General features: G+C 62.1%; 16 protein-coding genes and 2 pseudogenes. 10 read left to right on the top strand and 8 right to left on the bottom strand.

Annotation, left to right across the window (positions count from 1 at the left end; all coding sequences use genetic code 11):
• Positions 1-21: 21 nt before the first annotated feature.
• The gene (locus ACO07W_RS22135) at positions 22-2826 is read left to right on the top strand and encodes a DEAD/DEAH box helicase (RefSeq protein WP_421845693.1); all 2805 of its coding nucleotides are present in this window, start codon (positions 22-24) and stop codon (positions 2824-2826) included.
• A 75-nt stretch (positions 2827-2901) separates the two neighbouring features.
• The gene (locus ACO07W_RS22130; RefSeq protein WP_421845692.1) at positions 2902-3603 is read left to right on the top strand and encodes a DUF4333 domain-containing protein; all 702 of its coding nucleotides are present in this window, start codon (positions 2902-2904) and stop codon (positions 3601-3603) included.
• A gap of 11 nt (positions 3604-3614) precedes the next feature.
• Here ACO07W_RS22130 and ACO07W_RS22125 read toward each other — a convergent pair whose 3' ends face one another.
• Positions 3615-4583, bottom strand: a complete 969-nt coding sequence (locus ACO07W_RS22125; RefSeq protein WP_421845691.1) for a 5'-3' exonuclease — start codon at positions 4581-4583, stop codon at positions 3615-3617.
• Positions 4584-4635: 52 nt separating this feature from the next.
• Between ACO07W_RS22125 and ACO07W_RS22120 the strand changes: the two are divergent.
• The 3 genes and pseudogenes from ACO07W_RS22120 to ACO07W_RS22110 all read left to right on the top strand — a co-directional run.
• Positions 4636-4830, top strand: a pseudogene (locus ACO07W_RS22120) (aminopeptidase P family N-terminal domain-containing protein); the annotation flags it as partial.
• A 52-nt stretch (positions 4831-4882) separates the two neighbouring features.
• Positions 4883-6111, top strand: a protein-coding gene (locus ACO07W_RS22115) for an IS3 family transposase (protein WP_421840068.1) whose coding sequence is annotated in 2 segments (ribosomal slippage) — positions 4883-5198 and positions 5198-6111 — 1230 coding nt in all. Because the reading frame shifts where the segments join, the coding sequence is not laid out codon by codon here.
• Positions 6112-6148: 37 nt separating this feature from the next.
• Positions 6149-7102: pseudogene (locus ACO07W_RS22110) on the top strand (M24 family metallopeptidase); the annotation flags it as partial.
• A gap of 185 nt (positions 7103-7287) precedes the next feature.
• Here ACO07W_RS22110 and ACO07W_RS22105 read toward each other — a convergent pair.
• From ACO07W_RS22105 to ACO07W_RS22085, 5 genes are all read right to left on the bottom strand, one after another.
• On the bottom strand, positions 7288-8232 hold the full coding sequence (locus ACO07W_RS22105) for a hypothetical protein (RefSeq protein WP_421845690.1): 945 nt from the start codon (positions 8230-8232) through the stop codon (positions 7288-7290).
• The gene (locus ACO07W_RS22100) at positions 8229-10367 is read right to left on the bottom strand and encodes a DUF5631 domain-containing protein (protein WP_421845689.1); all 2139 of its coding nucleotides are present in this window, start codon (positions 10365-10367) and stop codon (positions 8229-8231) included. Before ACO07W_RS22100 ends, ACO07W_RS22105 begins: the two co-directional genes overlap by 4 nt.
• Positions 10357-10890, bottom strand: a complete 534-nt coding sequence (locus ACO07W_RS22095) for a hypothetical protein (RefSeq protein ID WP_421845688.1) — start codon at positions 10888-10890, stop codon at positions 10357-10359. The genes ACO07W_RS22100 and ACO07W_RS22095 overlap by 11 nt, the downstream gene beginning before the upstream one ends.
• A gap of 456 nt (positions 10891-11346) precedes the next feature.
• Positions 11347-11751, bottom strand: a complete 405-nt coding sequence (locus ACO07W_RS22090; RefSeq protein ID WP_421845687.1) for a hypothetical protein — start codon at positions 11749-11751, stop codon at positions 11347-11349.
• A gap of 187 nt (positions 11752-11938) precedes the next feature.
• Positions 11939-12328: a hypothetical protein gene (locus tag ACO07W_RS22085; RefSeq protein WP_421845686.1), complete on the bottom strand. Its 390-nt coding sequence runs from the start codon at positions 12326-12328 to the stop codon at positions 11939-11941.
• A 132-nt stretch (positions 12329-12460) separates the two neighbouring features.
• Here ACO07W_RS22085 and ACO07W_RS22080 point away from each other — a divergent pair, with 132 nt between their 5' ends.
• Entirely contained in the window at positions 12461-13735 is a 1275-nt protein-coding gene (locus ACO07W_RS22080; RefSeq protein WP_421840071.1) for an IS256 family transposase, read from the top strand.
• A 42-nt stretch (positions 13736-13777) separates the two neighbouring features.
• Here ACO07W_RS22080 and ACO07W_RS22075 read toward each other — a convergent pair whose 3' ends face one another.
• Both ACO07W_RS22075 and ACO07W_RS22070 read right to left on the bottom strand, forming a co-directional pair.
• On the bottom strand, positions 13778-13939 hold the full coding sequence (locus ACO07W_RS22075) for a hypothetical protein (protein WP_421845685.1): 162 nt from the start codon (positions 13937-13939) through the stop codon (positions 13778-13780).
• 346 nt (positions 13940-14285) lie between these two features.
• Positions 14286-14672 carry a hypothetical protein gene (locus ACO07W_RS22070; protein WP_421846169.1) on the bottom strand — a complete coding sequence of 129 codons (387 nt, stop codon included), beginning with the start codon at positions 14670-14672 and terminating at the stop codon, positions 14286-14288.
• A gap of 391 nt (positions 14673-15063) precedes the next feature.
• On the opposite strand from ACO07W_RS22070, the gene ACO07W_RS22065 reads away from it, so the two are divergent.
• The 4 genes from ACO07W_RS22065 (at position 15064) to ACO07W_RS22050 (ending at position 19647) form a co-directional block, all read left to right on the top strand.
• Positions 15064-17532, top strand: coding sequence for a hypothetical protein (locus tag ACO07W_RS22065; RefSeq protein ID WP_421845684.1), 2469 nt, complete (start codon positions 15064-15066; stop codon positions 17530-17532).
• 13 nt (positions 17533-17545) lie between these two features.
• On the top strand, positions 17546-17839 hold the full coding sequence (locus ACO07W_RS22060; protein ID WP_421845683.1) for a hypothetical protein: 294 nt from the start codon (positions 17546-17548) through the stop codon (positions 17837-17839).
• 497 nt (positions 17840-18336) lie between these two features.
• Positions 18337-18990 (top strand): hypothetical protein, encoded by a 654-nt coding sequence (locus ACO07W_RS22055; protein ID WP_421845681.1) that lies wholly within the window; start codon positions 18337-18339, stop codon positions 18988-18990.
• 84 nt (positions 18991-19074) lie between these two features.
• Entirely contained in the window at positions 19075-19647 is a 573-nt protein-coding gene (locus tag ACO07W_RS22050; RefSeq protein ID WP_421845679.1) for a hypothetical protein, read from the top strand.
• Positions 19648-19719 lie beyond the last annotated feature (72 nt).

Genomic DNA, 19719 nt, shown 5'->3' with positions numbered 1-19719 from the left:
TCGGTGTCGCACGGTGGCAGCATGACCGGTTCGGCTGAGCTGGGCCGATTCGCCGCGGAGCTGCCTTTCTCGCTAGACGACTTTCAGCGTCGCGCCTGTGCAGCGCTGGAGCAGGGCCATGGTGTGCTGGTCTGCGCTCCGACCGGTGCCGGCAAGACGGTGGTCGGTGAGTTCGCCGTGCACATGGCCTTGGCAGCCGGCAGCAAGTGCTTCTACACAACTCCACTCAAAGCGCTGAGCAACCAGAAGCACACCGACCTGACGGGACGCTACGGGCGCGACCGGATCGGGCTGCTAACAGGCGATCAATCGGTTAACGCCGACGCGCCGGTGGTGGTGATGACCACCGAGGTGCTGCGCAATATGCTTTACGCGGATTCACCTGCACTACAGGGACTTTCCTATGTGGTGATGGACGAGGTGCACTTCCTTGCTGACCGGATGCGTGGCCCGGTCTGGGAGGAGGTCATCTTGCATCTGCCAGCGGAGGTGCGGGTGGTCAGCCTTTCGGCGACGGTGAGCAACGCCGAGGAGTTCGGCGGCTGGATCCAAACCGTGCGCGGCGACACAACGGTAGTGGTCGACGAGCACCGGCCGGTGCCGCTGTGGCAACACGTGCTGGTGGGTAGGCGCCTCTTCGACTTGTTCGACTACCGGACCGACCACGACGTAGACGCATCCAATTCTCAGCCGAGTGTTAACCCTGAGCTGCTGCGGCACATCGCGCATCGCCGTGAGGCCGACCGGATGTCGGAATGGAAGCCGCGCCGACATGCGGGACGAAGGGGAGCGGCTACCGGGGGAAACCGTGCACGTGCCGTTGGAGGGCGCTTCCAGCGGCCCCCGCCGCGCCCGGATGTGATCTCGATGCTGGACCGCGAAGGGCTATTGCCGGCGATCACGTTTGTGTTCTCACGTGCGGGTTGTGATGCCGCGGTCAGTCAATGCTTGCGCTCGCCCCTGCAGTTGACGTCGGAGCAAGAGCGTGCCCAGATCGCCGAGGTGATCGATCACCGTTGTGGCGACCTGGCCGACGCCGACCTGGCTGTCCTCGGCTACCACGAATGGCGCGAGGGGCTGCTTCGGGGGCTAGCCGCCCATCACGCCGGGATGTTGCCGGTGTTCCGGCACACCGTCGAGGAGCTTTTCACTGCCGGGCTGGTCAAGGCGGTTTTCGCCACCGAAACTTTGGCGCTGGGCATCAACATGCCTGCGCGCACGGTGGTGCTGGAGCGGTTGGTGAAGTTCAACGGAGAGCAGCATGTGCCGCTGACACCGGGGGAGTACACCCAACTGACCGGCCGGGCCGGCAGGCGCGGTATCGATGTGGAGGGGCACGCGGTAGTGATCTGGCTGTCCGGCGAGGACACGACAGAGCCGTCCGAAGTGGCGGGCCTTGCCTCAACTCGTACGTTTCCGCTGCGCAGCTCGTTTTCACCGTCCTACAACATGACGATCAACTTGGTGCAGCGAATGGGCCCGCAGCAAGCGCACCGGCTGTTGGAGCAGTCGTTTGCCCAGTATCAAGCAGACCGATCCGTCGTCGGCCTGGTCCGCGGCATTGAGCGGGGAACGAAGATGCTCGATGAGATCGCCGCCGAAATCGGTGGGCCAGACACACCGATCCTCGAATACGCCAGATTGCGTGCGCAGCTCACCGACTTGGAACGTAGCCAGGCCCGCGCGTCCCGGTTGCAAAGGCGCCAGGCCGCCAGCGATGCATTGGCCGCACTGCGCCGAGGCGACATCATCAACATCAGCCACGGCCGCCGCGGCGGGCTCGCGGTGGTCTTAGACTCCGCTCGCGACACCTCAGACCCGCGGCCGCTGGTATTAACCGAGCATCGATGGGCTGGCCGAATTTCAGCTGCCGACTACTCGGGCACGGCGCCGCCGATCGGATCGATGACGTTGCCCAAACGGGTTGAGCATCGCCAGCCGCGGGTGCGGCGCGATCTGGCCTCGGCGCTGCGGTCGGCCGCCGCCGGACTTGCGGTTCCGGCTGCCCGTCGCCGAGGTGCTGCCAGCAGTACTGACGATGCGTTTCACGATCCCGAGCTGGCGTCGTTGCGTGCGCAAATACGCCAGCACCCCGCGCATAGCGCACCCGACCGCGATGATCTGATTCGCCAGGCCGAGCGCTACCTGAGGATCGAACGCGACAACCAGCAGCTGGAGCGGAAGGTGGCCGCGGCCACCAACTCGTTGGCTCAGACATTCGACCGGATCGTTGGGTTGCTCACCGAGCGCGGATTCATTGAGGGCTCGGCCAACGATCCTCAGGTCACCGACGACGGTCGGTTGTTAGCGCGGATATACAGCGAGAGCGATCTGTTGGTGGCCGAATGCTTGCGTACTGGTGCGTGGGCGGGGGTGAAGCCGGCCGAGCTGGCCGCCGCGGTTTCGGCTGTGATTTACGAAACGCGCGGCGGTGACGGCGCGGACGCTGCCCCGGGCACCGAGGTGCCCACACCGCGATTGCGCCAGGCGTTGATCCAAACATCGAAACTGTCGGCGAAACTGCGCGCCGATGAGCAGACGCATCGGCTCAGTTCGAGTCGCGAACCCGACGAAGGTTTTGCCAGAGTCATTTACCGTTGGGCACGAACCGGTGATCTAGCGGCGGCACTAGCCGCTGGCGATTCCGCCGGTGGTGGCTCGTCTTTGCCGGCATTGTCTGCGGGGGATTTCGTGCGCTGGTGCCGGCAGGTGCTCGACTTGCTGGATCAAGTTCGCGGCGCGGCCCCGGACCCGGAGTTGCGGGCTGCCGCGGCGCGCGCGATCAAGGACGTTCGGCGCGGCGTCGTCGCAGTTGACGCCGGGTAGGCTGAGCCGGAGCTACGGTTACTTCCGGATGTGATCAGCACAGGACCAGGACGACTAGGGGACTGAGGAGAAACGATGAGCGGACCGCAGGGACCAGATCCGATGCAGCCCTGGCAACCGCCTGGACAGCAAAGTGGCGATCAGCCTTACCAGGGCTGGCAGCAGCAACCCACTCAGGAAGCGACGTGGCAGCCTCCGGCCTATTCTCCCGCCGAGTATCCGCAGTATCAACAGCCGGCGGAATCGCCGTATCAGCAACAGTATCCGCCGGCTGCGCCTGGATATGGTCAGCCCGGCCAGTACGGACAACCCGGTCCATATGGACAGCCCGGTCAATATCCGCAGCAACCGGGGCAGTACGTCCAGCCAGGTCAGTACGGTCAACCCGGTCAGTACCCCGGCCAATTCGCGCCTTACGAGCAGCCAGCTAGTACGTCCAAGCGCTCGCTTGCGGTGGTCGGTGGCGTGGTCGGCGTGTTTGCCGTGTTGTTCATCGGGGTTGTGCTGGTCCTCGGGTTTTGGGCGCCCGGGTTCTTTGTCACCACCAAACTCGACGTCGACAAAGCCCAGGAGGGCGTGCAGCAGATCCTCACCGACGAGACCAACGGCTACGGGGCCAAAAACGTTAAAGACGTCACATGCAACGGGGGCGAGGATCCCACTGTCAAGAAGGGCAGCAGCTTCGAGTGCAATGTGAGCATCGACGGAGCCTCCAAGCGCGTGACCGTGACCTTTCAAGACAACGCCGGCACCTATGAGGTCGGCCGGCCGCAATAGGCTGGCTCCTTTCACCCGGGCAGCGTGTCGAGGGCTTTCTGCAGTCGCGTGATCGACGATTCGACTCCGAATTGGGCCGCAAGTTCGGCGGTCCGTGCCGGGTCTACGGCCGCCAGTGGCAGCTCGTCGGTGCGCGTTGACAGCGTGACCGGCGCATCGGTGGCCACCCGTACTACCGGACCTGCGGCCTCGATATAGGCCGACGCGGCCAGCAGTTTCGTACGCAGACCCTTGGCCATGGGGGACACCGGGTCCTGGGCGGCAACGATGATCTGATTCAGCGAGTCGTGCTGATCCAGCAAAGCGGCGGCGGTCTTTTCACCGATGCCGGGCACGCCGGGAAGACCGTCGGACGGATCGCCGCGCAGCAGCGCGAGTTCGGCATAGGCAGGTCCGGCCCGATGCGCGGGAACCCGGTAGCGCTCAGCGACCTCGGCAGGCCCGAACAGGGTTGCTTTGGCCAGGCCGCGGCCCAGGTAGAGCACCCGGACGGGCACGGGATCGTCGGCGACCACCTGCAGTAGGTCGCGGTCTCCGCTGACCACTACCACCGGATCGTCGCGTTCACGTGCTGCCAGCGTTCCCAGCACGTCGTCAGCCTCGAAACCCGGTGCGCCGGCTGTCGCAATCCCGAACGCGTCCAAAAGCTCCAGGATCATGTCGACTTGCGGGGTCAGCTCATCGGGTACTTCCTCGGCATCGGGCTGACCAGCGGGAACCGGATCGCTGACTTCCTCCGCCACGCGGTGTGCCTTGTAGGAGGGGATGAGGTCTACGCGAAACTGTGGGCGCCAGTCGAGGTCTAGGCACACGGCCAGCCGGCCAGGCTGGTGCTGGGCAACGATTGTGGCGACGGAGTCGATGAATCCGCGAACCGCGTTGACTGGGCGGCCATCCGGAGCGGTGATCGATGATGGCACTCCGAAATACGAGCGGAACCACATGCTGGCGCCGTCGAGCAATAACACAGGTGGCGGCATGCGGTTATGTTCTCATGCCGCGGTTCAGCGAAACGGGGTTAGCCTGGCTGCCATGGATTCTCGCCGATTCGACACCGAGGTGTACGCCCGCCGGCTGGCCGCTGCAACGGCCGCTACCGCCGAGGCCAGCCTCGCCGGTCTGGTGATCACCCCCGGCTATGACCTGCGGTACCTGCTAGGTCTACGCGCGCAGACTTTCGAGCGGCTCACGGCGCTGGTGTTGCCGGGGGGCTTGACCCCTTGGGTTGGACACGCTGAATCCCAGGATGTTCCTGGGGGAAGCGAGATGATCCACCCCTATGGCAAGGAAAAGTTACCCTGATGAGTTCAAGCGGGATGCGGTTGCGTTGTATCGGGATACCGCTGGTGCGACGATCAGCATGATCGCTGCTGAGCTTGGCTTGAGCGACCCAACGTTATCGGCGTGGTGCAAGGCCCACGGTGTGCCGATTCGGCACCGTAAACCCGGTTCGGTTGCCGTAGGGGCCCCGGGTGGCGAGACCCCCGAACAAGCGGTGGCACGGCTCCATGCTGAGAACCAGGCGTTGCGTGCCGAGAAGACCCGGCTGGCCACCGAGCGGGACATTTTGCGGTCGGCGGCCAAGTATTTCGCTGGGGAGACGAACTGGTGAGTCGCTTTCAGTTCGTTGCCGATCACCGACACGCCTTCGAGGTGAAGCGGCTATGCCAGGTCGTCGAGATCGCTCGATCATCGTTTTACACCTGGTGTCAGGCAGCAGCCACGCGGGCAGCTCAAACCGCTGCTGATGCGGTGTTGGCCGAGCGTATTCGCGCAATACATGATCAGGACAACACCTATGGGTGCCCGCGGATCACCGCTGAACTCAACGACGGTGTTGCTGATACTGAGCGGGTCAACCACAAGCGAGTAGCCCGAGTCATGCGCGTAGCGGGGATCGCTGGGTATCGGTGCCGCCGCCGTGTCCGCACAACCAGACCAGATAAAACCACACAGAAATATCCTGACCTGCTTAAACGAGATTTCACCGCTTCTGAATCCAACAAGAGATACGTTGGGGACATCACGTACTTGCCGCTGGCTAGCGGCGCTAACCTGTATCTGGCCACCGTCATCGACTGCTGGTCTCGGCGGATCACTGGGTGGGCGATCGCAGAGCATATGCGCACCGAACTGGTCGAAGATGCCCTCAAGGCCGCCGAGGCGCTACGGGGCAGTCTGGGTGGTGCGGTATTCCACAGTGACCACGGACGCCAGTACACGTCACAGGATTTCGCGAAACTGTGTACCCGGTTGGGGGTCACCCAGTCCATGGGCGCTATCGGATCGAGCGCCGACAACGCCCTGGCTGAATCGGTCAACGCCGCCCTCAAACGCGAGGTCCTCCAAGACCGACACAGCTGGGACGACGCCCCCACCTGCCGACGCGAGGTCTTTCGCTGGCTGGCCCGCTACAACACCACACGACGCCACTCCTACTGCAACCAGCTCAGCCCCGCCACCTACGAGAGGACCCACCTATCCGCTACGCTGCCCCAAGCCGCCTAACCACAAATCCCGTGTCCAACCCAAGGGGTCAAGCCCCCCGGCTTACGGTGTGCCAACAGTCGTGGTACCTCGACTGGAGCTGGCTTCGCTGAGGGAGTCCGCCGTTGCTGAGCTGGGTTTGGAGGTGCGGGATTGGGTCGATGGTGACGACCCGTACCAGTTGGTGACTGTGGCATTGGGTGGTGCGCCCACAGCGACAGCGGTCACCGATTCGATTCCGGCGCTGCATTTGCTGCCGCTGGCCATCATGTTGGGCGTGCTGCCCGTGCTGGCGACCAATGTGCTCAGTGGGCTGCGGATGGTCAAAGAGGAAGCCGAGATCGACGCGTTGCGCAAGGCTGGGGCGGCCATCGACCGAGTGCATGCCGGTTTACCTGAGTTGTTGGTGCCGGGCCGAACCGAGGCGGAAGTTGCCGCTGATATCTCTAAAGCCATTGTTGCCGAGGGGCATTCGGAGGTGGCGTTCGTCATTGTCGGCTCCGGTCCACACGGCGCTGACCCGCACCACGAACATTCGGATCGCAAGTTGCAGGTGGGCGATGTGGTTGTCGTCGACATCGGTGGCACGTATGAGCCCGGCTATCACTCCGACTCGACTCGTACCTACAGCATTGGCGAGCCTAGCTCCGATGTTGCGCAACAGTATTCGGTACTGGAACAGGCGCAACGGGCGGCGTTTGATGTGGTCCGCCCGGGGGTGGCCGCAGCGGAGGTCGACGCCGCAGCTCGCAACGTGCTCGCTGACGCGGGACTCGCGGAGCATTTCGTGCACCGCACCGGGCACGGAATCGGCCTGTGTGTGCATGAAGATCCCTACATTGTCGCGGGGAATGATCTGCCGCTTGCTGCGGGCATGGCGTTTTCGATCGAGCCTGGCATCTACTTTCCGGGCCGATGGGGTGCCCGCATCGAGGACATTGTTGTGGTGACCGAGGACGGTGCGGTGTCGGTCAACAACCAGCCGCGCGAACTGACGGTGGTTCCGGTCTGAAGTTACGGGTGCCGCCACCAAATTTGTGGTGCGCTCGTGCGGCGTGATGTCGGCGGCTCGCTGCACGGCTTCTTCCCGGGCGGCCAGGATCGGCTACGCCCGGTGCACATCTCTTGCGGTGCTGGCTGCCATGCGCGATAGTTTTTCGCCGCGGCGCAAATCAAACCGACCGCCGTGGCGGATCGTCACTCAACTCCGTCCGTTTTCTCGTCGGCGACGATGCGTCCGTGTTCGCGATGCTCGGGCAGCAGGATGCGTCTGCGAACTACGGGTTTGCCCTCGGCTGATTTGGTGACGGGAACGTTCGGCGGGGTCGTCAGGCGGCCCTTCACCGGCTGGCCGTTTGGCACACCCGGGGCCGCTACGCGCTTGTCTCCCGGCTTGTCTTTGCTTCCGTCCTTGCCGCCGGCGCCCATCGCGCCCGGCGGCACCATCGGCATTCCGGTCATGCCGCGAGCGCCGCCAAGAGGCGGCGTGCCGTCAGTTGGTGTCGCCGTCACCGACTTTGTTGGGGCTCCGGCAGGGGTCGTCGGTGGCGATGATGTCGGTACAGGTGGCGGGCCCAGAAAGCCGGTCGGAGTGGTACCGCCGCCGACGTCACCAGCGCCGCCACCGCCATCGACGGAGTCGACGAGCTCCGCGTCGCCGAACTCACCGAGCCCGTCGCCAATGCCGGATCCCGGCCCGGCACTGCCGGCGTTTTGCACCGCACTCATCAACGGCTGAATTGCGCTCTGGCCGGCCTGCATGGCCTGTTGGGGAAGCTGAGTTAGGGGCCCCAAAGCGCCACCGAACGCTCCACCGAGCGCACCGGCGAGACCTTGGGCCATCTGCGGGATCATCTGCGCCATCTGCTCGGTGCCCAGGCTCTGGAGTTGTTGCGCGGATTCGGCTTCGTTAGCCGGGAACTTCGCCGCGGCATCGGCTGCATGCGCCCGACGATCCGCGTCATCGGCGGTAACCTCGGCATTCGTGTCGGGTAGATCGGCGTTGGTGGCCAAACCGAATCCCGCTGCCACGCCACTTACTGGCGAGGTTCCAACGGGGTAGACGGGTCCCGGAGCCAACGGAGCTAGCGGCGGCATGCCGGCAGCTGCCCCATAGGTTTCGGGATGCGACTCGATTGTCATCTGCATCTCCTGGTTGACGTGGCGGCGCTTGCCCAGGCCAGGTGGTAATTCGCTGTTGTGGGGCTGTCTTCGATCAGCCCCATTATCGCTGCGAGCAGCATCCAATCGGCTACGTTAGCGCGATCATGATGTGGGTACGCCGTGAGCACCGATCGGCGAATTTCGGTAGCTCTTTCACGAAGCAGCTCGGCTTCATTGTCGGGCACACCGTAGTTTCGCGCAGCGGCCACCGCGACCGCCTGTGCAACCCGGGGCAATCCGTCTCGTCGACGCACCGCCTCGACCAGGGTGGGCCCAAGCTCATCGATTGTGGGTAGGGTTCGTGCGGTTCGGTCCCCGGTCAGCTTCACCGCGTCGGCGCCTGCCTCGGTGATGTACCCGTGTGGATGGTGCGCCGCCGACTCGCTGACAGCACCTAGCAACTCCACAGCACTGGCATCGCGGTTGCGATCAGCCGGTTCCAGGAGCAGCACATGCGCGGGTAGCTGAACGTGCGGCGGAATCCAGCCGCCAGCAAGGTCGGTGACCAGCAGCGTGTTGCGCCGGTCGTCGCGCAACCCGGCCGCCCACGATAATCCCGGTTCCTGACGGGCCACGGCATTCACGATTCGCCGCAGCCGTTCTTGGTCGGCTGCGCGGGTGGAGCTGTCACCGGCGACGGCCCCCGCCGTCGCAGCCGCTACCGGACCGGCTACCGGGTACGAGCCACCCACGGCTTGACCGGGTCCAGCCGGGTGGGCGGCGGTCTTTCCTACTGGCGACAGCAACGAACCACCGGCTGCTGGTGACGATGTCGGGGATGCCGCCACCGCGGCACCCGACACCGGACCCGACGGGGTCGGCGGTGCCGCAGGCGGAGCAACGACCGGCGGACGCAGATCCGAGCCGTACGCCGGCAACGGTCCCGGGGGCGTACCCCCAGCCAGCGGGGTGACTGCTCCAGCAGCCGGGCCACCAGCGACCACCGGTGCCACGGTTGTCATGCCGCTGCTGTTCTCAAAACCGGGTGACGCGGTAGGCGCATGACCTGAAGCCGTTCCGCCATGGTCGAGTACGGGCGGCCCGCTTGCACCGGCGGTCGGGACCGTCGGTGGAGGAATCGCCGGCGCTGCGGGGGGCGGTGTCGCTGGTGCCATGGGCTCCGACGCTGCCTGCATTGCACCCGCCGACACCGACTCTGCACTTGCACCCGCTGGAGCGCCCGTTGCCATTCCAGCGGTAAACGACTGACCGAGCGATTGCGGTGATAGGAGCGAACCCGATCCGGCTGAGGACGGGCTGACTGGCAGGGATGGGGTACCAACACCGGGGGTTGGGGCGCTGGGGGTCAACGTGGTTGGGACGATACTCGGAGACAGAGGTGCAGAGGGCGCCGCTAGCTGATTGCCGAAGGCTGTCATTTGTGGCGGTGAGCTATTCGGCGCCGATATTCCGGGCGCCGGCAGATCGCGACCGAATGCTGTAGGCGTCAGCGACATTAGCGCTAGAGGGTCTTTAGCCGATGCAGCCGCGCTTAGCCGCTCACTGCCGTACGCAGCTGGCTGCGATTTCAAATCATCTGCCGTTACCGGTTGTGCTGGCGGAGGCTTGTCCAAGCTCACACCATGCTGCTGTAGCCACGACCGCGCGTCACCTCCGATAGTCCCGTCTAGCACGCGCTGGGTTGCATCCACAATGTTCGACATAGCATTCGTTCCAGCGTGCGCAGCGTCCGCGTTAGCTCTAGCGATGACCGCATTAACCGCGGCAACTTTCGATTCCATAGGCCCAGGCCCAGCAAGGATCTTGTCGATTTCCTCATTGCCTGAATGAGCGACCTCTCCTAAGCGGTCACGCAAGTTGTTTATTGCATCGGCTACGCGGTCGTTTTGGCAGCTCTTGATGTCGCATTGGTGGGCGATAGTTTCCAGCTGTTGTTCGCCTTGCCAATATCGCTCCAACAAATCTTCGGCGGTACGGCCCTTATTTGCAGACAGCCGGGATCGTTGGTTCCTGAGCTCGGTCACCTCGTGACGTTTTATATCCGCCTGCTGGCGCCAATATGCGACTGCAACTGTCAGTGCGTCAGGCGGCGCAGTCCACCACGCGCCGACCAACAACGCCGACCACTGACCGGGTGGTAGGTCAACCGCCACCACACACGGCCTTCATACGCGCGTCTGTGGCGTTCACATCGTCGACCACCTCCTGCCACGCGGCATCCTCGCGATGCAAATAGCTAGCCATAGCGTTGGCATTGGTGTATGCGTCGGCTAGCGACTGCGCGACAGCGCGGTCGGCGGGTGTGAGTGCCGGGGCCGCGTTCAACGCTTGTTCCAGCATGAGGGCCCCATTCACGGTTGATACGCCAGCCAGCGCTTGGTCGCCACCATGGGTGTCTATTTGTACGGATCGCGCCGCGAGTCGGTAGACGTCGCATAGCTTCTTGTGGGAGGCGGCGGTTTCTGCGGCGGTGTAGGTCGGTGGTGCGGCGGCGGTTGCTGCAGCTGGATGGCTGGTCGTTGGGCGAATAAGCGCTATGAGCGCCACGATGAGAGCTGCGGTGCTGAGGATGATGGCGCCAGCTAGGGCTACCTTTGGCCAGGCGGTTGAGCGTGGTGCGGGGTTGTAGGGGTTGATCGGTGGCCACTGGCCGGCGGTGGGTGGAGGGGTTGTCATCTCACTAACGCTATTCAAGCGGCTTTTCGGACGCACTGCAGGTGCGGCTGCGGCCTACGGTGTCGGTGGTGGCTGCGGGGTCCCGATGGAGCCAGCCGCATTTGCGGGCTGACCAGACTCGCGTCATCTGTAGACCTCCCGAAGCGTCAGCGGACTGATCCACAATCGTGAATCAGATCCCTGGATTCGGCAAATCACCTTGCTGCTGCAGTCGCGACTTTTGATGTCGGTCTGCCAGCGCCGATATTTGACCGCGGCTGTCAGTGCGTCAGGTTGCGCAGGTCGCCAGGCGACCACCAACAACGCCGACTACCGCCCGGGCGGTAGGTCAACCGTCACTACATACGGCCTTCATACGTGTGTCCTTGACGTTGGCATCATCGATGGCCGCCCGCGATTCTGGGTCGTCGCGATGCGCAAAGCTACCCAGTGCATTTGCCGTGGTGAATGCATCTGCTAAGGCGAGCGCGGTCGCGCGGTCGCGCGATCGCTCGGAGCGAGCGCTGGAGAGGCATTGACCGCTTGTCCCAGCATGACTGCCCCGTTGACCACTGCAACACCCGCGAGAGCCCGGTCATCGCCGTGCGTATCTATTTGGACCGAGCGCGCTGCAAGTTTGTACACCTCGCACAGTTTTTTGTGGGCGTCAGCGGTTTCCGCGGTGGTATAGGTCGGTGGTGCGGCGGTGGTTGCTGCGGCCGGACGGTTGGTGGTTGGGCGCATCAGCGCCACGATCAGGGCTGTGGCGCTGAGGATGATGGCGCCGGCTAGGGCTGCTTTTGACCAGGCGGTTGAGCGTGGTGCAGGGTTGGCGGGATTGATCGGTGGCCGCTGGCTGGCGGCGGGCGGAGGAGTTGTCATGTCACCAACGCTATTTCGAGGGTTGTCAGTACGCGCTCTGGCCGCGGCTGCTCGGTGTCTGTCCACGGCTGTTGGCATTGGTTTGGGGCGCTATCCGCGATGGTTAGTTTCGGGTTGGTTGTCTGTTGGCGTTTGACCTCTTTGCCGCGCGCTAACCAACAACGCAGACCACCGGCCGGACGGTAGATCAACTGCCACCACACACGGCCTTCATACGCGCGTCCTCGGCATTCACGTCATCCAGAACCTGCTGCCATGCTGGATCGTCGCGATGCGTGAAGCTCCCCATGGCATTTGTGCGGGTATACGCTTTAGCGAGTGAAAGCGCGGTAGCGCGGTCGGTGGCCGGGAGAGCCGAGTTAGCGCCAACTGCTTGCTCCAGCATCACCGCCCCATTGACTAGAGCAGCAATCCCGAGTGCCTGGTTGTCGATATTGGTTTGTATCTTCACTGCACGCGCGGCCAGCTTGTAGACCTCGCACAGTTTTTTGTGGGCGGCGGCGGTTTCCGCGGGGGTGTAGGTCGGTGGTGCGGCGGTTGTTGCTGCGGCTGGACGGTTGGTGGTTGGGCGCATCATCAACGCGGTCGCGTCTCATCGCTGGTGTAAATGGTCACGGGCGTAGGTTCCGTCGCAACCGACGAAAGCTATGAAGGAGGGGCTACGCCCGTGACCAAGCGAGTATCGCCGATTGAGCGTGTGCGTGTTGAGATGGATCAGTTGTTCGCCGCGACCGAGCGGCCGTTGACCGAGATTTTGGAGGAGGTCGGGCGGTTATCGGTGCGTCTGGTGTTTCAGGTCGCCGTGGAGGCCGAGGTAGAAGCAGTGTTGGGCCGAGCCCGTCACCAGCGTCGGGTTCAGGACGGCCCGGGCGGGTACCGCAATGGGTATCAACCGCCGGCGACGGTGAAGACCACGATGGGCTCGGTCGAATTATGCCGCCCGAAACTACGCGACACCGACGAGCGGTTCTGTTCGCGGCTATTCGGTGCCGGGGTGACGCGCACCCACGCTCTGGAGGCGTTGGTGATTTCGGGATGGGTGCGCGGTTTGTCGGATCGCGACATCGAGGCCGCGTTGGCCGAGGTGCTGGGCTCGCAGGCGGCGTTGTCGCGCTCGACGGTGAGCCGGATTTGTGCGGCCATCAAAGACGAGTTCGCTGCGTGGTCGTCTCGACGCCTTGATGAGCTGGTGTTGGACTACCTGTTCTTGGATGCCTCGAACTTTCGGATGCATCCCAACGCCCCGGCCGAGCCGGTGCTGGCCGCCTGGGGCATCTGCACCGACGGCAAGCCCCTGTTTATTGGGCTGGCCCCAGCCGCAGCGGAGTCGGCTGATGCGTGGGCCGACTTCTTGGCTGACCTGAGGAACCGGGGACTACGCCCGCCGCTACTGGGCATCTCCGACGGGGCGCCGGGCCTGATCGCCGCATGGGAGACCACGTTTCCGGCAAGCCTGCGTCAGCGGTGTCTGATCCATCGCTGCCGTAACGTCATCGCCAAGACACCTGTCGCGGTCCAGGACGAGATCAAAGCCGCGTTCTGGTCGATCTTCGATGACATTGACCAGCCACCCGGCCAGCAGGCCGTGGATGAAGCCACCCGCCGCGCCGAGGAGTTCACCACCACATACCGCGGGCTCTACCCAGCCGCGGTCGCTTGCCTGGCCAACGACTTCGCCTCGCTGAGCGTGCATTTGCGCTTCCCCCGCCAACACTGGACACGCATCCGCCATTCCAACCTCATCGAACGCACCTTCGGAGAATCCCGTCGCCGGGTCAAGGTCATCGGCCGCCTACCCGGCGAAACCAGCTGTCTGTCGCTGGTATGGGCCGTCCTCGACCGCGCCAGCCGCGGCTGGCGCGGAGTCACCCAAACATCAGCGACCAGCCGCCACCTCCAAGAACTACGCCACCAACTGCTCGAGCCACCCCGCCCACTGCATCCCCCCACCACAACAACCACGACCGACACCACCGCCGCGTAACATGACCACCAGGAACATGCGCCCAGCGTTTTTACACCAGTCCTAAGACGCCACCATCAACGCTATCAGCGCCACGATGAGGGCTGCGGTGCTGAGGATGATGGCGCCGGCTAGGGCTACCTTTGGCCAGGCGGTTGAGCGTGGTGCGGGGTTGTAGGGGTTGATCGGTGGCCACTGGCCGGCGGTGGGTGGAGGAGTTGTCATGTCGCTAACGCTATTTCGGTGGTCGTCAGTACGCACTCCAGATGGGGCTGTGTGTCGATAGTGGCCTTTGGTCCCGATGCGGGTGGCCGCGTTTACGGGCTCACTAGAACTCCTGTAGCCGTCTCGAAGCGTCAGCGAAGGATCCGCAATCGTGAATCAGATGGCTAGATTCGGCAAATCACATTGCTGCTTTACGCGCAGCACCCGTCGCACGTGGCCTGTTTACAGTTGTTGACGTTGGCTGGGTTGCTATCCGCGATGGTTAGTTTCGGGTTAATTGTCTCTTGGCGTTTGACCTCCGGGCCACGCGCTAACCAACAACGTCGACTACCGGCTGGGCGGCAGGTCAGCCGCCATCACATACGGCCTTCATGCGCGCGTCTTTGGCATTGACGTCATTGATCGCGGACTCAAGTGATGGATGATTGCGAGGCAAAAAACTCCCCATGGCGTTGATGCGACTGTAGGCCTCGGCCAGTGTTAGGGCGGCGGTGAGATCGTCTGGTGCCAGTGCTGGGGCTGTGTTGGCTGATTGTTCCAACATCACCGCACCGTTTGCCAGGGCAGCCGCTGCGAGCGCTGGATTCTCGCCATGTGTATCTACTTGGACCGAACGCGCTGCCAGTTTGTACACCTCGCACAGTTTTTTGTGGTCGGCCGCGGTTTCGGCGGCGGTGTAGGTCGGTGGTGCGGTGGCGGTTGCTGTAGCGGGGCTGCTGGTCGTTGGGCGCATCAGCGCCACGATCAGGGCTGTGGCGCTGAGGATGATAGCGCCGGCTATGGCTACTTTTGACCAGGCGGTTGAGCGTGGTGCAGGGTTGGGGGAACTGATCGGTGGCCACTGGCTGGCGGTGGGCGGAGGAGTTGTCATGTCACCAACGCTATTTCGAGGGTTGTTAGTACGCACTCCAGGTATGGCTGCAGCGCTGATAAAGATTGGCGTCTTCGCCCCACAGTGATGCCTTCGCTTATCGAAGAGCCACCATCTTCTTGCGTAGCTGTCGGTCGAATACAGCTCGGCACTCTTGTGGATGAATGAGTTGTCACGGTAGCGGGCCGTGGCTAGTTTTGCTGGGCACAGTGGTGAATACCGGTGTTGGGCGCAATGGGGAAGAATTCCGCGGGTGGCTCCCCTGGCGGTTGACCCCGAGGCGTTGTCGGCTGCCGGCAGCTCCGTAGCAGCCGTCGGTGGCGATGTGGCGGCGGCGTTGGGTCCGTTGACGGCGGGTTTCTCAGCCAATACTGGTCAGGATGCGGCCGGCGAGGTGTTTGGGCTGGCATATCAGGATACCGCGGAGGCGTTGTTGAACGCGGCAGCTGCCGGCATCAACGCATTGCGCCGCAACGGGGCGAAAATTCGGCTTTCAGCGTCGAATTACTCTGTCGCCGAGGCGACTTCGACTGTCGGTGGTGGTGCCGATGTGTTAGCTGCGCCGGCCGAGCCGGAGCAGTTTGTCCCGCCGGGTCCGCCGGCGACCCTGGGGCCCGGGGTGGTCGCCCCAGTGTTGTGGGCAGTGGTCCAGTCCTTGGTTGGCGATTTGTGGCCGAACGGGGACGCAGCGGGGATCCGTGCTGCCGCGGGGCATTGGCGTGGCTTCGCTGCGACGCTCAACGGTGTGCGCGATGCGTTGAACGCGCCGAAGGCGGTGGTGGCTGCTCAGGATATTCCCGAAGGCGCGCTGATTGAGCAGGTGTTGTCGGCGATTGGTACCGACCTGGCCAGTGTCGGCGAGCAGTGCGGCAAGCTGGCCACAGCGCTGGAAAATTTTGCCAATGAGGTAGCCAACACCCAGGACGCGATTCGGAACCTGTTGGACCGGCTAGGGTCTGTGTCTGGTTTGTGGGATCAAGTTGTGTCGTTTCTTGAAGGTCATCTGCTTGATGAGGTCCACGAGAGCGCCGAGGACATTCAGGCGGTGCTGCACAACATGGGGCGCCAGGCGAAGGCGCGTGAGCAGCAGATGCAGTTGGCGATTCAAATCCTTGACGGCGTGGTGGTGGGGATGCAACGCCATGTGCGTGGCCAGCTCACGCGTTTCCTGGGGGAAGAGGTTGGCAATCCTCTAGCAACGGTGTTCGATACCTACACCAACACCCAGGAGGGGTTTGTCAAGGCGGCTGTTGGGACAGTGCAAGGCCTTGAGCAGCTCGACCCGCAGCGGCTACTAACCGATCCTGAGGGCGCGGCCGCGAGCTGGAAAGCTATGACTAAGACGGGTTTGCTTAATCACATTCTCAATCCGCAAGACGCGGCCCAAGCCGACAGAGATATGGCCAAGGGGTTGCTGCATCTGGAGGATTGGCGTCGTGATCGGCCGGGTTTGGGGTTGGGGGGAAACCTCTTCGATGTCGCTTCAGTGGCTATTCCGGGAGTCGGGGGAGCCGGGGCTGGGGCTAGAGGTGTTGCGGGGGCGGCGAGGGGAGCTGAGGCTGCCGATGCTGCTGCCGCAGCCGGCCGTGGTGGGCGGGTAGTAGGAGAGGCTGGCGAACTAACAGGTGTTGGCGGGGCAGTAGACGATATTGGCCAGGCCGGCCACGGCTTGTCCCGCGATCTCAGGAATCTCAGTGGGGAGCTACCCATCAACGATCCGCCCTCCGGAGGTCGACCGGTGGGCCTGCCGGCGGAGAAGTCACCACAGGTGCCGGTCGAGCCGACCCCGCGGCCGGTGGAATCGGTGCCGCTAGATAAGCCTGCACCCGAATCGCCCACCACGTCACCCGGCTCGGGCGTGCCAGGGCGCGCCGAGCAGCCGCGGGCTCTGTACGAACCAACGGCAGTGTCCGCTGCACCGTCGCATCCGACATGGACGCCAACACCGGCGGGCGAGCACGTACCACCCACCGGTCCGCACGTCGTTGAACCCGCGCCAGCTTCGCCCGGCGGGTCGCTCGTTTCCTCGGAACCGGCTCCAGGACATTGGGCGCCAGTCCCAGCGCCCGCAGAGTCTAAAGCTCCGGCCCCCCCAATCAACTCCCCAGCTAGTCACCCGACGCAACTCGCACCACCACATGGCGGCGACGGTGGAGCACATGGCCTAAGCGACGGTTCGCCGCCCGGTGGTGGCCAACATGAGCCTGGTAAGGACTCCGCACTGTCCGAACGGGAAACTCAGCACGGACATGAGGGTGCACACGGCGAGCGGGAGCTCCCCGGAAGCGGTGTGGTTGACCTATATCAGTTGCCATCTCCAGAACTTGTTACGCCGCCGACAAATAGAGCTTTTTTCTGGTCTGGAAGAACTTCTGATGGGTTTGGAATTGGGCCAGAGTCGGCTGGTGGTACCGGTGCGGCCGATTTGTTCGCGACGTCACACGGTGGAACCACTTTAGAGGGTCTGTTGGACCGAAACAGCGTGAAACCTCCGAAATGGAGCTTCGACGACCCGAGTTCGCAAGAGTGGTGGTCAAAAGTTTCCGGAATGTATGCAGAGAATGTTCAAGGAGAGGTCCATGCTGTTGTAGGGTCTAACCTTCGGCCAGGAAATGTGTGGGAGGCGATTGAGCTTCCAAGGCTTATGGACAACCCGAATGTGACCAAAATTGTCGTCATTGATCCTGAGACGGGAAACGAAACCACTATATTTAAGCGCTGAAAGGAATGGATGGATGGATCCGAAAAAGATTGACATGGCGGTGATTGTAGCTATCAAAGATTCTGCCATTCCCGGGATCGATAGGGAGAAGGTGCTGGAAGCGTTCGGGGTAGAAGAAGGAGAATTTCTGGCCGCACGGGTATCCGAACTTGTCCGCGAGGCTGTTGCTATGCCCATAGAATGGGGTTCCATGACGCTGCAAGAAGGGACTAATGATATTTTGCGACGTTTCCAAGAAAAGCATCCGGAGATCTCCCAGGAAGCTCTGCATGAAATCGGCAGATGTGTCGGCTGGAATCTTCGTTAGAAGTATTGCCAGAATTTTCAGCGAACTCCACTAGTGCAACATCCGCATGGTATGCCCCCGGTTGTATCGCTGATTGATATAGTGAATGTCTTCTACCAGTCGTGGCGGGCAACTCCGTCCGCAGTGTTGGGTAAAAAACTTCGTGAAGTTCGATCGCCATTTCCAATTGATGAAACATATTCGATTAGTGGCGGATAAATGTTTTATGCTGTTATGCATCGATATCGATAGAAACAATATCGACCACCGAGAGGAGTGTTTAGGGCTTGTTGCGAGAATGGTATCGTCCATTCTTGCAGACCAGGGATGTGGCAAGCGAATTCGTCGAGGCTGGTCGTCGCAGGTTCGCCGCAGCCCCGTGGGCGGTATCGCGGCTTCGAACTATGCCGTCCGCGTGTGCCGCAGAATAGAGCCCCAAAAGGCCATAAAGCGAGCATCGGAGCACTCGAGTGCTGGTGCTTCAAAGGGAAAGTGAATGCTAGGATCAGTAGGGGCGCGTGAAGGTGATTGAATATCATCTTGATATGAGCGGATTCCCGCTAGCTTTACACAGAATTCTCAATGCGTGGTACAGGTGGCAGGAAGTTTACCTTCGAGCACGCGGAAGCTATCCCGGTGCAGAGCAACGTGCCCCCGGTTTGAGCGAAAGCAAAGAGCAGGTCTTCTGGGGTAAACGCCCTCCTGAGATGGGTGACGGTTCGGAGCTGGTTTTTGTAGATAGCGCGGATATGACCCTCTTCCTCGTAAAAGAAGATGACTGTTATTACATTGACCAAGAGGAACGGTCTTTGCGGGAGAGATGCTGGATGTTCAGAAGTTTTGAGGATGTCGAAAAATATATGCTATATATGATAAGTCAGGCAGCTAGACCTGGTCCGTATTCTGAGTCGCCAGGATTCCGCTGGTATCGACAAGGGTTGGATCATCGCGTTACCTTGCACAAATCCGACCCTGAGAATTTTCCGGGACGAGTTAGTTTGACTGTGAATCAGGAAGCTGAAGACCGTGGCTGGATGGGTGAGGATGACGCAATCGCCTTTTCCCACGCTATCGTACTGACATTTGAAGAACTTGATCGTGCACTACGTGCAGGTATTCCTGACGTCTGGTTTTCACCTAACATCAGTCTCGGCGGCTTGGGCTGCATATAAAAATATCAAAGCGGGACATCTTGGTTAATTTGTTTTCGATAGCCGATTGGAATGGCTCGAGCATCTGATCTTGAGGGGGTGAGAATGGTTTTAGATGAAACTGACGCCGGCATATATGAATTGATTATCCGGTACAATAAATGGCGAAGGATATACAGCTACGCGGGAAAGTTGGCGCCCGATGAGGCAGAATGGGATAGCGGCCGCCTCTACTTTCGTTTCGGGTATCCCCACCCCGATTGGTGGGCTTTCATTCTAGCGGCCACAGTCGACGGGCACTATCAATGCCTCCGGGCATCAACAGAGCGGAGTGCGGTGCCGATTGAATCCCCGCAAGGTATCTTCGCGAGAATTGATGATGCTGGAAAATATTTGATATATGGGATTGCGGAGTCACTCCGAATTGACTGTCGTCTGGAGCCGGTAAGTTGGCGGTGGGGCGACGAGGGTCTTGATTCGCAGGTGGATGCTCATATTCAAAGTGGCCGTGTGGTTCAATATGTGATGCGGAACAACCCGGATGCGTACTGCATCATGACGCGCGGCGATATGCCCTATAGTCACATTCTTCCGCTTTCATATGACGAGTTGGATGAGTTACTTCTCGATGGATTCCCTGAAAGTGTTAGGTTGCAGCTGGATGTAGAACCGGGCTGAACAAAATGCGATGAAATGGTGCATAATGGTTGCGTTAGAGGAAAAACTGCTGCAGTTGGATGTCTACTTTCG

Source organism: Mycobacterium sp. (genome assembly GCF_965230835.1).
GTDB lineage: Bacteria > Actinomycetota > Actinomycetes > Mycobacteriales > Mycobacteriaceae > Mycobacterium.
Note: the sequence above shows the minus strand (reverse complement) of the source record. Positions and strands in the feature narration are given on the sequence as shown.